This is a genomic window from Enterobacter sp. CM29 (genome assembly GCF_013179605.1).
Taxonomy (GTDB): domain Bacteria; phylum Pseudomonadota; class Gammaproteobacteria; order Enterobacterales; family Enterobacteriaceae; genus Enterobacter; species Enterobacter intestinihominis.
In genome coordinates this window covers 1-14426 of the sequence record NZ_JABMCU010000111.1, presented here as the reverse complement: position 1 = coordinate 14426, position 14426 = coordinate 1, and the positions used below count along the sequence as shown (strand labels likewise).

Genomic DNA, 14426 nt, shown 5'->3' with positions numbered 1-14426 from the left:
GGGCGTGGAGGCGATTAACTTCCTGCTCATGGCGGTCAGCGGCCTGCTGGTGCTGGCTCTGGTGACACGTAACTGGAAGCCGCTGGTTGCCGCGTTAATCCTGTTTGCCCTGCCTTTCCCACTGCGTTATATCCAGTGGTTCACGCTGGAGCCCGCGCGCGCCACGCAGGTATCGTTGATACAGGGCGATATCCCGCAGTCATTGAAATGGGATGAGAATCAGCTGCTGAACACGCTGAAAATCTACGCCAACGCCACTGAAAAGGTGATGGGCAAATCGCAGCTCATCATCTGGCCTGAGTCTGCGATCCCGGATCTGGAGATCAATCAGCAGCCCTTCCTGAAGATGATGGACGATCTGCTGCGCGCGCGCGGCAGTACGCTGATTACCGGAATTGTGGATGCGCGTCTCAATCAGCAGAACCGCTATGACACGTACAACACGATCATTACGCTCGGTAAGGACAGCGAATACAGCTATACCTCCACCAATCGTTACAACAAAAATCACCTTGTACCGTTTGGCGAATTTGTTCCGCTGGAGTCTATTCTGCGCCCACTGGCACCGTTCTTTGACCTGCCGATGTCCTCATTCAGCCGGGGCCCTTACGTTCAGCCGCAGCTGCATGCGCACGGTTTTGCCCTGACGGCCGCTATTTGCTACGAGATTATCCTCGGCGAGCAGGTGCGCGATAACTTCCGCCCGGACACCGACTATCTGCTGACCATCTCAAACGATGCGTGGTTCGGTAAATCGATCGGCCCGTGGCAGCACTTCCAGATGGCACGAATGCGTTCTCTGGAGCTGGCACGTCCGCTGTTGCGCAGCACCAATAACGGCATCACCGCCGTGATTGGTCCGCAGGGTGAAATCCAGGCCATGATCCCGCAGTTCACCCGTGAGGTGCTGACCACGAAAGTCACGCCAGCTACGGGCCTGACGCCTTATGCGCGCACCGGGAACTGGCCGCTGTGGATCCTGACCACGCTGTTCGGTTTTGCCGCCGTAGTGATGAGCCTGCGTCAGCGTCGTAGATAACCTGGCCTTCTGTTGCCGGGTGGCGGCTACGCCTTACCCGGCCTACTCTCCGGCGCAGCCGCCACCCGACAATTTCCTCCTAAACTTCAATTCTGGCACGCCTGTTGCTTTGTTTAATTACGCAAACGCTGTCTGGCTTAACGTGCAACCTTGTCGCACCAGCATGGATCTCCGGTAGCACCGAAACGGTGCAACGAGAGATTATTGCCTCTGAATGGTGCGGCGCGCTTCGCAAAAATAAACAATAACGCAGCAAAATCTTTACATTAAGCCAGACTAAATGTTAACAAGCTTGCATAACACTGCACTCGCATTGCGCGAGATATAACAACATCACAATGGGTATCAAAGCGTCACTGGCGCTGATAAGAAAGGAGTTGGGTATGCAATTACGTAAACTGGCCACAGCAATGCTGGTTATGGGAATGTCTGCGGGCATCGTTCACGCTGAAGACGCTCCGGCAGCAGGAAGCACTCTCGACAAGATTGCCAAAAACGGCGTGATCGTGGTCGGCCACCGTGAATCTTCTGTCCCGTTCTCTTACTACGACAACACGCAAAAAGTCGTGGGCTATTCACAGGATTACTCCAACGCCATCGTTGAAGCCGTGAAGAAAAAGCTGAACAAACCTGACCTGCAAGTGAAGCTGATCCCCATCACTTCACAGAACCGTATTCCTCTGCTGCAAAACGGCACATTTGATTTTGAATGTGGCTCAACCACCAACAACCTTGAGCGTCAGAAACAGGCCGCTTTCTCGGACACCATCTTCGTTGTAGGCACCCGCCTGCTGACGAAGAAAGGCGGCGATATCAAAGATTTTGCTGACCTGAAAGGCAAAGCGGTTGTCGTGACCTCCGGTACCACGTCCGAAGTGCTGCTGCACAAGCTGAACGACGAGAAGAAAATGGACATGCGCATCATCAGCGCGAAAGATCACGGCGACTCCTTCCGTACCCTGGAAAGCGGTCGTGCCGTTGCGTTTATGATGGATGACGCTCTGCTGGCAGGCGAGCGCGCCAAGGCGAAGAAACCAGACAACTGGGAAATCGTCGGGACTGCGCAGTCGAAAGAAGCTTACGGCTGTATGCTGCGTAAAGGCGATGAAGGCTTCAAAAAGCTGATCGATGACACCATCGCTCAGGCGCAAACCTCTGGCGAAGCGGCAAAATGGTTCGACAAATGGTTCAAGAACCCAATTCCACCAAAAAACCTGAACATGAACTTTGAACTGTCTGACGACATGAAAGCGCTGTTCAAATCACCAAACGACAAAGCTCTTAACTAACTAGAACGACAGGGGCGGGATCTCCTGCCCTCTCGATTGTCGGGAAGCATGGACAGACTATACGTTGAGTGGTCGTTCCCCACTCAGCGCAAAAATTGAGCTTCTCACCAATCTTCGAGGGTAGCGCTGCTACCCTCTTTTTTCTGGAGTTTACTATGTCAATTGACTGGAACTGGGGCATCTTTCTGCAACAAGCCCCGTTCGGCAACACCACCTATCTCGGCTGGCTGTGGAGCGGCTTTCAGGTTACCGTTGCGTTATCGATAACGGCGTGGATTATCGCGTTTCTTGTCGGTTCGCTGTTCGGTATTCTGCGTACCGTCCCTAACCGTTTTCTCTCTTCGATTGGCACGCTCTATGTGGAACTGTTCCGTAACGTTCCGCTGATCGTGCAGTTCTTTACCTGGTATCTGGTGATCCCGGAACTGCTGCCGGAAGATCTCGGCATGTGGTTCAAGGCCGAGCTGGATCCTAACGTACAATTCTTTGTCTCCTCCATGCTGTGTCTGGGACTGTTCACCGCTGCGCGCGTCTGCGAGCAGGTGCGTGCCGCCATACAGTCACTGCCACGCGGACAAAAGAATGCGGCACTGGCGATGGGCCTGACCCTGCCACAAGCCTACCGTTACGTACTGCTGCCTAACGCTTACCGCGTCATCGTTCCGCCGATGACCTCCGAGATGATGAACCTGGTAAAAAACTCGGCCATCGCCTCAACCATTGGTCTGGTAGATATGGCGGCGCAGGCGGGCAAACTGCTGGATTACTCCGCTCACGCATGGGAATCCTTCACGGCAATCACGCTCGCCTATGTTCTGATTAACGCTTTCATCATGCTGGTGATGAACCTGGTTGAACGCAAAGTACGCCTGCCGGGCAATCTGGGGGGCAAATAATGTACGAATTTGACTGGAGTTCCATTGTTCCCTCCATGCCTTATCTGCTGGATGGCCTGGCGATCACCTTAAAGATCACCGTAATCGCCATTATCGTCGGTATTGTCTGGGGCACCCTGCTGGCAGTGATGCGCCTGTCGAGCTTTAAGCCGCTCGCCTGGTTTGCTACGGCTTACGTTAACGTGTTCCGCTCCATTCCACTGGTCATGGTGCTGTTGTGGTTTTACCTGATTGTTCCCGGCTTTTTACAGAACGTGCTGGGACTGTCGCCGAAAACCGATATCCGCCTGATCTCTGCCATGGTGGCATTCTCCATGTTTGAAGCCGCCTACTACTCCGAGATCATCCGCGCAGGTATTCAGAGTATCTCGCGCGGGCAGTCCAGCGCTGCGCTGGCGCTCGGTATGACGCACTGGCAGTCCATGAAGCTCATTATTCTGCCGCAGGCGTTTCGCGCCATGGTTCCGCTGCTGCTGACGCAGGGCATCGTCCTGTTCCAGGATACCTCCCTGGTCTACGTGCTGAGCCTGGCAGACTTCTTCCGTACCGCCTCCACCATTGGCGAACGTGACGGAACGCAGGTTGAGATGATCCTCTTCGCAGGCGGGGTCTATTTTGTGATTAGTTTAAGCGCATCGCTGTTGGTCAGCTGGCTGAAGAAAAGGACCGTATAATGATTTCCCTGAAAAATGTTTCTAAATGGTATGGGCACTTTCAGGTGCTGACCGACTGCTCAACAGAAGTGAAAAAAGGCGATGTGGTGGTGGTATGTGGCCCGTCCGGCTCCGGTAAGTCGACGCTTATCAAAACCGTTAATGGGCTGGAACCTGTCCAGCAGGGCGAGATTGTCGTTAACGGCACCAAAGTGAATGACCGCAAAACCAACCTTGCCCAGCTTCGCTCCCACGTTGGGATGGTGTTCCAGCATTTTGAGCTGTTCCCTCACCTCTCCATCATTGAGAACCTGACGCTGGCGCAGGTGAAAGTGCTGAAGCGCGACAAAAAAGCGGCGCGTGAAAAGGGACTGAAGTTGCTGGAACGCGTCGGGCTGTCTGCACATGCGGATAAGTTCCCGGCGCAGCTTTCGGGCGGCCAACAGCAGCGCGTGGCAATCGCGCGTGCGCTGTGCATGGATCCGGTGGCGATGCTGTTTGATGAGCCGACGTCCGCGCTCGATCCTGAGATGATCAACGAAGTGCTGGACGTTATGGTGGAACTGGCGCACGAAGGGATGACCATGATGGTGGTGACGCACGAAATGGGCTTCGCCCGTAAAGTGGCCAACCGTGTGATCTTCATGGATGAAGGGAAAATTGTTGAAGACTCACCGAAAGAAGAGTTCTTCGCAAATCCTAAATCTGAACGTGCAAAAGACTTCCTCGCCAAAATCTTGCATTAATCTTTTTAGTGCGCAATCTGTGGATTGCGCACTGCTTCACGCTTTAGATCTCTTTTTCTATTCGGCGTCACATCGCAGCGTTAACCTTGTCACAAATAATGCTAAGAATGGAGAACGCCATGGCACAGCCTATTATTCTCGACTGCGATCCGGGTCATGATGACGCGATCGCACTCGTCCTTGCTCTTGCCTCCCCTGAACTGGACGTAAAAGCTGTCACCTCCTCTGCAGGGAACCAGACGCCGGATAAAACCCTGCGAAACGTGTTGCGCATGTTAACGCTGCTAAAACGCACCGATATTCCGGTCGCAGGTGGCGCCATTAAGCCGCTAATGCGCGAGCTGATCATTGCGGATAACGTTCACGGTGAAAGTGGGCTGGATGGCCCGGCGCTGCCGGAGCCGGGTTTCGCACCACAAAACTGTACTGCCGTCGAGCTCATGGCGAAAGTTCTGCGTGAAAGCGCAGAGCCCGTGACGCTGGTGGCGACCGGCCCGCAGACCAACGTAGCGCTGCTGCTGAACAGCCATCCTGAACTGCACAGCAATATCGCCCGTATCGTCATCATGGGCGGGGCAATGGGGCTGGGGAACTGGACGCCAGCCGCGGAGTTCAACATCTTTGTTGACCCGGAAGCCGCGGAAATCGTCTTCCAGTCGGGCCTGCCGATTGTGATGGCGGGGCTGGACGTTACCCACCGCGCACAAATTATGGCGCAGGACATCGAACGATTTCGTACTGTGGGTAACCCGGTTGCAACAACCGTGGCAGAGCTGCTCGATTTCTTTATGGTGTATCACAAAGCCGAGAAGTGGGGATTCCACGGCGCCCCGCTGCATGACCCATGCACCATCGCCTGGCTACTGAAGCCGGAAATGTTTACCACGGTCGAGCGTTGGGTTGGTGTGGAAACACAGGGGAAATATACCCAGGGAATGACGGTGGTGGACTATTACTCGCTGACGGGAAACAAGCCGAATACCACAGTGATGGTGGATATCGATCGGAAAGCGTTTGTGGATTTGCTGGCGGAGAGGCTGGCTTATTATTCTGCGGCCTGATGCCCTCTCCCACAGGGAGAGGGAGCAGACACTAAAAACGGCAACGACGTTGCCGTTTTGCTTTTACCTACGGCTCAAACGGCCGACGCTGGAACTGGTCGTGCCCGCATTTCGGACACAGCGACAGCACCTCCGGCGTATAAACGGCGATATGGTGGTGGCACTTCTCACACACCAGGTTCCCCAGCCCCACCACTTCGCCGCTGTGATAGACACCGTGGTGGTTTAAATCCTGGAACACCTCGCGCCACTCCAGTTGGGTTTTATCGGTAATATCCGCCAGCTCCTGCCACAGGCTCTCTTTAATTACCCGCATAAAAACACTGTCGGCGATTTCGTCCTGGCTCTCTTCATAGCTTCGCGCAAACTCTTCCAGGTCGCGGCGCACGGCGCGCGTCACCTCTTCCACTTCGGTTCGCGATAACTCACCCGTTTGCGTCACGCGTGCGCGTGCCTGTTCGACCAACGCGTCGATATCACGCTCGCCGTTACGCAGCCTTTCCGTCAGAGTCGCTACCAGTTCACGGTAAAATTGAGCAACCTTGTTCATCATTTTGCCTCCCGGGTAAGTAACTGTCTCTAATAATAGACCTTATTTCGTCGCCGCTTTGTCAGGTGAAGCACAGACCCGGTAAATTCCTGCAAAGTGCATTTGCGTGAAAGGCTGTTTTGACGCGGGCGTTTGGGCTATGCTATGCGGATCTGAATTACCACATCCATTGGCTACATTTGTAGCTGTATTGAACACAGGACCACTGGCTGCCATGCAAGAGCAATACCGCCCGGAAGAGATAGAATCAAAAGTCCAGCAACACTGGGACGAGAAGCGCACCTTTGAAGTAACCGAAGACGAGAGCAAAGAGAAGTATTACTGCCTGTCGATGCTTCCCTATCCTTCTGGTCGACTACACATGGGCCACGTGCGTAACTACACCATCGGTGACGTGATTGCACGCTACCAGCGTATGCTGGGCAAAAACGTACTTCAGCCTATCGGCTGGGATGCGTTCGGCCTGCCTGCTGAAGGCGCGGCGGTGAAAAACAACACGGCACCGGCTCCGTGGACGTACGACAACATCGCGTACATGAAAAACCAGCTGAAAATGCTGGGCTTTGGCTACGACTGGAGCCGCGAGCTGGCAACCTGTACCCCGGAATACTACCGCTGGGAGCAGAAGTTCTTCACCGAGCTGTATAAAAAAGGCCTGGTCTACAAGAAAACGTCCGCCGTTAACTGGTGCCCGAACGACCAGACCGTTCTCGCGAACGAGCAGGTTATCGATGGCTGCTGCTGGCGCTGTGACACCAAAGTAGAGCGTAAAGAGATCCCGCAGTGGTTTATCAAAATCACCGCCTACGCTGACGAACTGCTGAACGATCTGGATAATCTGGATCACTGGCCTGACACCGTTAAGACCATGCAGCGCAACTGGATCGGCCGTTCCGAAGGTGTGGAAATTACCTTTAACGTAGAAAACTACGACCAGACGCTGACCGTCTACACCACCCGTCCGGACACCTTCATGGGCGCGACCTACCTGGCCGTGGCCGCAGGTCACCCGCTGGCGCAAAAAGCGGCGGAAAACAATCCGGAGCTGGCGACCTTTATCGACGAATGCCGCAACACGAAAGTGGCCGAAGCCGACATGGCGACGATGGAGAAAAAAGGCGTTGATACCGGCTTCAAAGCGATCCACCCGCTGACGGGCGAAGCGATCCCTGTCTGGGCCGCCAACTTCGTACTGATGGAATACGGCACAGGCGCCGTGATGGCCGTGCCGGGTCACGATCAGCGTGACTACGAATTTGCCACCAAATACGGCCTGACCATCAAGCCTGTGATCCTGGCGGCTGACGGTTCTGAACCCGATCTCTCTGAGCAAGCGCTGACTGAAAAAGGCACCCTGTTTAACTCCGGTGAGTTCAGCGGCCAGAGCTTCGAAGAGGGCTTCAACGCCATCGCCGACAAACTGGCCTCCCTGGGCGTGGGCGAGCGTAAAGTCAACTACCGTCTGCGCGACTGGGGCGTTTCCCGTCAGCGTTACTGGGGTGCGCCAATCCCAATGGTGACCCTGGAAGACGGCACCGTGATGCCAACGCCGGAAGATCAACTGCCGGTGATCCTGCCGGAAGACGTGGTCATGGACGGCATCACCAGCCCGATCAAAGCCGATCCTGAGTGGGCAAAAACCACCGTCAACGGTCAGCCAGCGCTGCGTGAAACCGACACCTTTGACACCTTTATGGAATCCTCCTGGTACTATGCGCGCTACACCTGCCCGCAGTACAAAGAAGGCATGCTGGATTCCGATGCTGCAAACTACTGGCTGCCGGTAGACATCTATATCGGTGGCATTGAACACGCCATCATGCACCTGCTCTACTTCCGCTTCTTCCACAAACTGATGCGTGACGCAGGCCTGGTCAACTCCGACGAGCCGGCAAAACAGCTGCTGTGTCAGGGTATGGTGCTGGCAGATGCGTTCTACTACGTTGGCGCGAACGGTGAACGTAACTGGGTTTCTCCGGTTGATGCGATTGTGGAGCGCGACGAGAAAGGCCGTATCGTGAAGGCGAAAGACGCCGAAGGTCATGAACTGGTTTATACCGGCATGAGCAAGATGTCCAAGTCTAAAAATAACGGTATCGACCCGCAGGTGATGGTTGAGCGTTACGGCGCTGACACCGTGCGTCTGTTCATGATGTTCGCCTCCCCGGCAGATATGACGCTGGAATGGCAGGAATCCGGCGTTGAAGGGGCAAACCGCTTCCTGAAACGCGTCTGGAAACTGGTTTACGAGCACACCTCACAAGGTGATGCGCCAGCGCTGAACGTGGCTGCACTGAGCGAAGATCAGCAGGCGCTGCGTCGTGATGTTCATAAAACCATTGCGAAAGTCACCGATGATATTGGTCGTCGTCAGACCTTCAATACCGCAATTGCGGCTATTATGGAACTGATGAACAAGCTGGCAAAAGCCCCGCAGGACGGCGAGCAGGATCGCGCGTTAATGCGCGAAGCGCTGCTGGCGGTCGTTCGCATGCTGAACCCGTTCACGCCGCACGTTAGCTTCACCCTGTGGCAGGAGCTGAAAGGCGAAGGCGATATCGATAACGCGCCGTGGCCAGTGGCGGATGAATCCGCTATGGTGGAAAACACCACGCTGGTTGTGGTGCAGGTTAACGGTAAAGTGCGCGGTAAAATTACCGTCGCGGTCGACGCAACCGAAGAACAGGTTCGCGAGCGCGCAGGCCAGGAGCATCTGGTCGCGAAATACCTTGAGGGCGTTACCGTACGTAAAGTGATCTACGTACCCGGTAAACTGCTGAATCTGGTCGTTGGCTAAGCGCGGGAGGAAACGTGCGACACCTGGCAACAATACTCTTATCTCTGGCGGTGCTGGTCACCGCTGGCTGCGGCTGGCACCTGCGCAATACCACGGCAGTGCCTGCTCAGATGAAAACAATGATCTTCGACTCATCCGATCCGAATGGACCGCTGAGCCGGGCCATTCGTAACCAGCTGCGTTTGAACGATGTTGAGCTGATCGAGAAGGGAACCCTGCGTCAGGATGTTCCTTCGCTCCGCGTCCTGAAATCAACGCTGTCACAAGACACGGCATCGATCTTCCAGGATGGACGAACCGCGGAATATCAAATGGTGCTTACCGTTGATGCGGCCGTTTTAATGCCAGGTAAAGATATTTACCCTATCAATACCAAAGTCTACCGCTCGTTCTTCGATAACCCGCAGACGGCCCTGGCAAAAGACGCCGAACAGCAGATTATCATCAAGGAAATGTATGATAAGGCCGCGGAGCAACTGATCCGCAGACTGCCTGCCATTGCCGCGTCGACGAAAAAAGGCGCTGACGTTATCGAAACACCGGATGCCAGCACGCCGGATATGCCAACGTCGCTGGGTAACTGATGATCAGGTTGTATCCTGAACAACTCCGCGCGCAGCTCAACGAAGGGCTGCGCGCGGCCTATCTGCTACTCGGCAATGACCCCCTGTTACTTCAGGAAAGCCTTGATGCGGTTCGCCATGCGGCAGCCGCGCAGGGTTTCGATGAGCATCATACGTTCCAGATCGATAACAGTACCGACTGGAACGCTATCTTCTCGCTTTGTCAGGCCATGAGCCTGTTTGCCTCTCGTCAGACAATCCAGATCGTGCTGCCAGAGAATGGTCCTAACGCGGCCATCAATGAACAGCTGACCATGCTGGTGAGTTTATTACACGGCGATCTGCTGCTTATCGTACGCGGTAACAAGTTCACGAAAGCGCAGGAAAACGCGGCCTGGTTTACCCAGCTTGCCACCAATGCGGTACTGGTCACCTGCCAGACGCCAGAACAGGCGCATCTGCCAAAATGGGTTGCCGCGCGCGCAAAGCTGCACAATCTGCAACTGGATGATGCCGCCAGCCAGCTCCTTTGCTATTGCTATGAAGGCAACCTTCTGGCACTGGCGCAGGCGCTGGACAGGCTCGCCCTGCTGTGGCCCGATGGCAAGCTGACGCTACCGCGCGTGGAACAGGCGGTGAATGATGCCGCGCACTTTACTCCCTTCCACTGGGTTGATGCGCTGCTGTCGGCGAAAAGTAAGCGAGCCCTGCACATACTGCAACAGCTGCGCCTGGAAGGGAGTGAGCCGGTCATTCTGCTCCGCACGCTCCAGCGCGAATTACTGCTGCTGAACAACCTTAAACGTCAGTCGGCACATACGCCCCTGCGCGCCTTATTCGATAAACATCGCGTCTGGCAGAACCGTCGGGCGATGACCACGGAGGCGATAAACCGCCTGAGCCAGGAGCAGTTGCGTCAGGCAGTGCAACTTCTGATGCGCGCCGAACTGACGTTAAAACAGGACTACGGCCAGTCTGTCTGGGCGGAGCTGGAGAGTCTCTCTTTGCTGCTCTGCCATAAGGCGCTGGCAGACGTATTTATCGATGGGTGATATGCATTCTTTACAGGCAATGTATGGCGGGACCTTCGACCCGGTACACTATGGGCATCTTAAGCCGGTAGAAATCCTCGCGAATTTGATTGGGTTGCAGCGGGTAATCATCATGCCGAACAATGTTCCTCCGCATCGTCCTCAGCCAGAAGCAACCAGCGAGCAGCGCAAAGCGATGCTCGCGCTGGCTATCGCAGATAAGCCTCTCTTCACGCTGGATGAGCGCGAATTGCGCAGGGATACCCCTTCCTGGACATCGCAAACGCTGCGGGAGTGGCGCGCTGAGCAGGGGCCCATGCAACCGCTGGCGTTTATCATCGGCCAGGATTCCTTGCTCAACTTTCCCAGCTGGTACCAGTACGAAACCATTCTGGAAAACAGTCATCTGCTGGTCTGCCGCCGTCCGGGCTACCCGTTGACCATGCGCGATGCGCAGCATCAGCAGTGGCTTGACGCGCATCTGACGGACAATATAGAAGACCTGCACAGTCTACCCGCCGGGAAAATTTACCTCGCTGAAACGCCGTGGTTTGATATTTCCGCGACCCTCATCCGCGAGCGTCTCCAGCAGGGTTTAGACTGTGACGATCTCCTGCCCTCGCCCGTGCTGGCCTATATCCACGCACACGGTTTGTATCAGAAAAGTACAGATGCCTGATCATCACCGGCGAAATTGTCTGTTAATGTTTATCCTGCCTTGACAGGCTAAGCCATACTGATATCCTCCGCTGCCAGACTTTCCCGCCGATCGCTGCTTTACAGAAATTGTTTTACAAAAATGGCGATGCAATCTCAGGCGGAGGGTGGGATGATACCCGCCTTCAAAAGCCGGGCGGTGACATTTGTCCCGCGACTGGCGTCAGTTCAGGTATACTGACTGGCCACGAATTCATAGTTGTACAATCTCATTCACCCAGGGGGAAAACTTGCAGGGTAAAGCACTCCAGGATTTTGTTATCGACAAAATTGATGACCTGAAAGGTCAGGACATCATCGCTATCGACGTTAAGGGTAAATCCAGCATCACCGACTGCATGATCATCTGCACCGGGACCTCAACTCGTCACGTTGTTTCGATTGCTGACCATGTTGTTCAGGAATCGCGCGCGGCAGGGCTGCTTCCGCTGGGCGTTGAAGGTGAAGCGACCGCTGACTGGGTGGTTGTCGATCTCGGCGATGTGATTGTCCACGTCATGCAGGAAGAGAGCCGTCGCCTGTATGAGCTGGAAAAACTCTGGGGTTAATGCGTGAAGTTGCAACTGGTCGCCGTCGGCACCAAAATGCCGGACTGGGTACAAACCGGTTTTACTGAGTATCTGCGTCGTTTCCCAAAAGATATGCCGTTCGAACTGGTGGAGATCCCAGCAGGAAAGCGCGGCAAGAACGCAGATATCAAACGTATTCTCGATAAAGAGGGAGAGCTGATGCTGGCTGCCGCAGGCAAAAACCGCATCGTGACCCTCGATATCCCGGGAAAACCCTGGGATACGCCGCAGCTGGCGCACGAACTGGAGCGCTGGAAGCAGGATGGTCGTGATGTCAGTCTGTTGATTGGCGGACCAGAGGGGTTATCTCCAGCCTGCAAAGCGGCAGCAGAACAAAGTTGGTCACTCTCGGCGCTGACGTTGCCCCACCCGCTTGTGCGGGTTCTCGTGGCAGAAAGTTTGTATCGCGCATGGAGCATCACTACCAACCACCCTTATCACCGCGAGTAATGACAGACCAGGGTAATTTAAGCAGCGGATGAAACTACAGAATTCTTTTCGCGACTATACGGCTGAGTCCGCGCTGTTTGTGCGCCGGGCGCTGGTCGCCTTTACGGGGATTTTGCTGCTTACCGGCGTGCTGATCGCCAACCTCTATAATCTGCAAATTGTCCGCTATACCGATTACCAGACCCGCTCAAACGAAAACCGTATCAAGCTGGTGCCCATCGCGCCCAGCCGCGGCATTATCTACGATCGTAACGGCACCCCGCTGGCGCTAAACCGCACCATCTACCAGATAGAGATGATGCCGGAGAAAGTGGATAACGTGCAGGATACGCTGAACGCGCTGAGAAGCGTTGTCGACCTGACTGATGACGACATCGCTGCGTTCAAAAAAGAGCGCGCACGTTCTCACCGCTTCACCTCTATTCCGGTAAAAACCAACCTGACGGAAGTGCAGGTCGCCCGTTTTGCCGTTAACCAGTACCGTTTCCCCGGTGTGGAAGTCAAAGGCTATAAACGCCGCTACTATCCTTACGGCTCCGCGCTGACGCACGTCATAGGCTACGTCTCCAAAATTAACGATAAAGACGTCGAACGCCTTGATAAAGACGGCAAGCTGGCTAACTACGCCGCAACCCATGATATTGGCAAGCTTGGGATTGAACGTTATTACGAAGATGTCCTGCACGGTCAGACCGGGTATGAAGAGGTTGAAGTTAACAACCGTGGCCGCGTGATCCGTCAGCTCAAAGAGGTTCCCCCACAGGCGGGACATGACGTTTATCTGACGCTCGACCTGAAGCTACAGCAGTATATCGAAACGCTGCTGGCGGGTAGCCGGGCCGCCGTGATCGTGACCGACCCGCGTACCGGCGGTATTCTGGCGATGGTTTCTATGCCAAGCTACGATCCGAACCTCTTCGTGGATGGCATCTCCAGCAAGGATTACTCCGGCCTGCTCAACGATCCAAACACCCCGCTGGTGAACCGCGCCACGCAGGGGGTTTATCCTCCAGCCTCAACGGTAAAACCGTATGTCGCCGTTTCTGCGCTGAGCGCGGGCGTCATTACTCGTAATACCAGTCTGTTTGACCCTGGCTGGTGGCAGTTGCCTGGCTCTGAAAAACGCTACCGTGACTGGAAAAAATGGGGTCACGGCCATCTGAACGTGACCAAATCACTGGAGGAGTCGGCGGATACCTTCTTCTATCAGGTCGCCTACGACATGGGTATTGATCGTCTGTCTGAATGGATGAGCAAATTCGGCTACGGACATTACACCGGTATAGATTTGGCGGAAGAACGTTCCGGCAACATGCCAACCCGCGAATGGAAGCTGAAGCGCTTTAAAAAACCCTGGTATCAGGGTGACACCATTCCGGTGGGGATCGGCCAGGGCTACTGGACGGCAACGCCGCTGCAAATGAACAAGGCGATGATGATCCTCATCAACGATGGCGTTGTGAAAGTACCGCACCTGCTGCAAAGCACCGTAGAAGACGGCAAAAAAGTGCCATGGATACAGCCGCACGAGCCGCCGGTGGGTGACATTCATTCCGGGTACTGGGAAATCGCGAAAGACGGGATGTATGGCGTAGCCAACCGCCCTAACGGGACGGCGCACAAATATTTCGCTGGCGCACCGTATAAGGTTGCCGCGAAATCAGGTACGGCTCAGGTCTTCGGTCTGAAAGCGAATGAAACCTATAACGCACATAAAATTGCCGAACGTCTGCGTGACCACAAGCTCATGACGGCGTTTGCCCCTTATGATAACCCGCAGGTTGCGGTGGCGATGATTCTTGAGAACGGCGGCGCAGGCCCGGCGGTGGGTACCATCATGCGTCAAATCCTCGACCACATCATGCTGGGTGATAACAACACCGAACTGCCAGCTGAAAACCCGGCAGCCGCTGCGGCGGAGGACCAATAATCATGACGGATAATCCGAATAAAAAATCGCTGTGGGATAAGATCCACATCGACCCTGCCATGCTGCTGATCCTGCTGGCTCTGCTGGTGTACAGCGCCCTCGTTATCTGGAGCGCCAGCGGCCAGGATATCGGCA

General features: G+C 55.0%; 14 protein-coding genes and 1 pseudogene. 14 read left to right on the top strand and 1 reads right to left on the bottom strand.

The genetic code is table 11. The features are described from left to right. From lnt to rihA, 6 genes are all read left to right on the top strand, one after another. Positions 1-1039 (top strand): apolipoprotein N-acyltransferase (gene lnt, locus HP459_RS14435; RefSeq protein ID WP_171936376.1); only part of this gene is annotated, 1039 nt, incomplete at its 5' end. Between the two features lie 383 nt (positions 1040-1422). Next, positions 1423-2328: an amino acid ABC transporter substrate-binding protein gene (locus HP459_RS14430; RefSeq protein WP_022647438.1), complete on the top strand. Its 906-nt coding sequence runs from the start codon at positions 1423-1425 to the stop codon at positions 2326-2328. 155 nt (positions 2329-2483) lie between these two features. Then, positions 2484-3224 (top strand): glutamate/aspartate ABC transporter permease GltJ, encoded by a 741-nt coding sequence (gene gltJ / locus HP459_RS14425; RefSeq protein WP_015571133.1) that lies wholly within the window; start codon positions 2484-2486, stop codon positions 3222-3224. Further along, a complete protein-coding gene (gene gltK, locus HP459_RS14420; RefSeq protein ID WP_022647437.1) occupies positions 3224-3898 on the top strand; it encodes a glutamate/aspartate ABC transporter permease GltK in 675 nt (224 codons plus the stop codon). Before gltJ ends, gltK begins: the two co-directional genes overlap by 1 nt. Beyond that, entirely contained in the window at positions 3898-4623 is a 726-nt protein-coding gene (locus HP459_RS14415) for an amino acid ABC transporter ATP-binding protein (RefSeq protein ID WP_006809622.1), read from the top strand. The genes gltK and HP459_RS14415 overlap by 1 nt, the downstream gene beginning before the upstream one ends. A gap of 119 nt (positions 4624-4742) precedes the next feature. Beyond that, the gene (rihA, locus tag HP459_RS14410) at positions 4743-5684 is read left to right on the top strand and encodes a pyrimidine-specific ribonucleoside hydrolase RihA (RefSeq protein ID WP_058677429.1); all 942 of its coding nucleotides are present in this window, start codon (positions 4743-4745) and stop codon (positions 5682-5684) included. A gap of 67 nt (positions 5685-5751) precedes the next feature. Here rihA and HP459_RS14405 read toward each other — a convergent pair whose 3' ends face one another. Beyond that, positions 5752-6234 (bottom strand): zinc ribbon-containing protein, encoded by a 483-nt coding sequence (locus HP459_RS14405; protein WP_032621827.1) that lies wholly within the window; start codon positions 6232-6234, stop codon positions 5752-5754. A gap of 214 nt (positions 6235-6448) precedes the next feature. Here HP459_RS14405 and leuS point away from each other — a divergent pair, with 214 nt between their 5' ends. The 8 genes and pseudogenes from leuS to HP459_RS14365 form a co-directional block, all read left to right on the top strand. Next, positions 6449-9031: a leucine--tRNA ligase gene (gene leuS, locus HP459_RS14400; RefSeq protein WP_171936375.1), complete on the top strand. Its 2583-nt coding sequence runs from the start codon at positions 6449-6451 to the stop codon at positions 9029-9031. A 14-nt stretch (positions 9032-9045) separates the two neighbouring features. Beyond that, the gene (gene lptE, locus HP459_RS14395) at positions 9046-9615 is read left to right on the top strand and encodes an LPS assembly lipoprotein LptE (RefSeq protein WP_022647432.1); all 570 of its coding nucleotides are present in this window, start codon (positions 9046-9048) and stop codon (positions 9613-9615) included. Then, the gene (holA, locus tag HP459_RS14390) at positions 9615-10646 is read left to right on the top strand and encodes a DNA polymerase III subunit delta (protein WP_022647431.1); all 1032 of its coding nucleotides are present in this window, start codon (positions 9615-9617) and stop codon (positions 10644-10646) included. The genes lptE and holA overlap by 1 nt, the downstream gene beginning before the upstream one ends. Beyond that, positions 10639-11304 carry a nicotinate-nucleotide adenylyltransferase gene (gene nadD, locus HP459_RS14385; RefSeq protein WP_023299589.1) on the top strand — a complete coding sequence of 222 codons (666 nt, stop codon included), beginning with the start codon at positions 10639-10641 and terminating at the stop codon, positions 11302-11304. The genes holA and nadD overlap by 8 nt, the downstream gene beginning before the upstream one ends. A gap of 268 nt (positions 11305-11572) precedes the next feature. Continuing rightward, the gene (rsfS, locus tag HP459_RS14380; RefSeq protein ID WP_003858696.1) at positions 11573-11890 is read left to right on the top strand and encodes a ribosome silencing factor; all 318 of its coding nucleotides are present in this window, start codon (positions 11573-11575) and stop codon (positions 11888-11890) included. 3 nt (positions 11891-11893) lie between these two features. Next, the gene (gene rlmH / locus HP459_RS14375) at positions 11894-12361 is read left to right on the top strand and encodes a 23S rRNA (pseudouridine(1915)-N(3))-methyltransferase RlmH (RefSeq protein ID WP_003858701.1); all 468 of its coding nucleotides are present in this window, start codon (positions 11894-11896) and stop codon (positions 12359-12361) included. A gap of 28 nt (positions 12362-12389) precedes the next feature. After that, positions 12390-14291 (top strand): peptidoglycan DD-transpeptidase MrdA, encoded by a 1902-nt coding sequence (gene mrdA, locus HP459_RS14370; protein WP_015571138.1) that lies wholly within the window; start codon positions 12390-12392, stop codon positions 14289-14291. Between the two features lie 2 nt (positions 14292-14293). Then, positions 14294-14426, top strand: a pseudogene (locus tag HP459_RS14365) (rod shape-determining protein RodA); the annotation flags it as partial.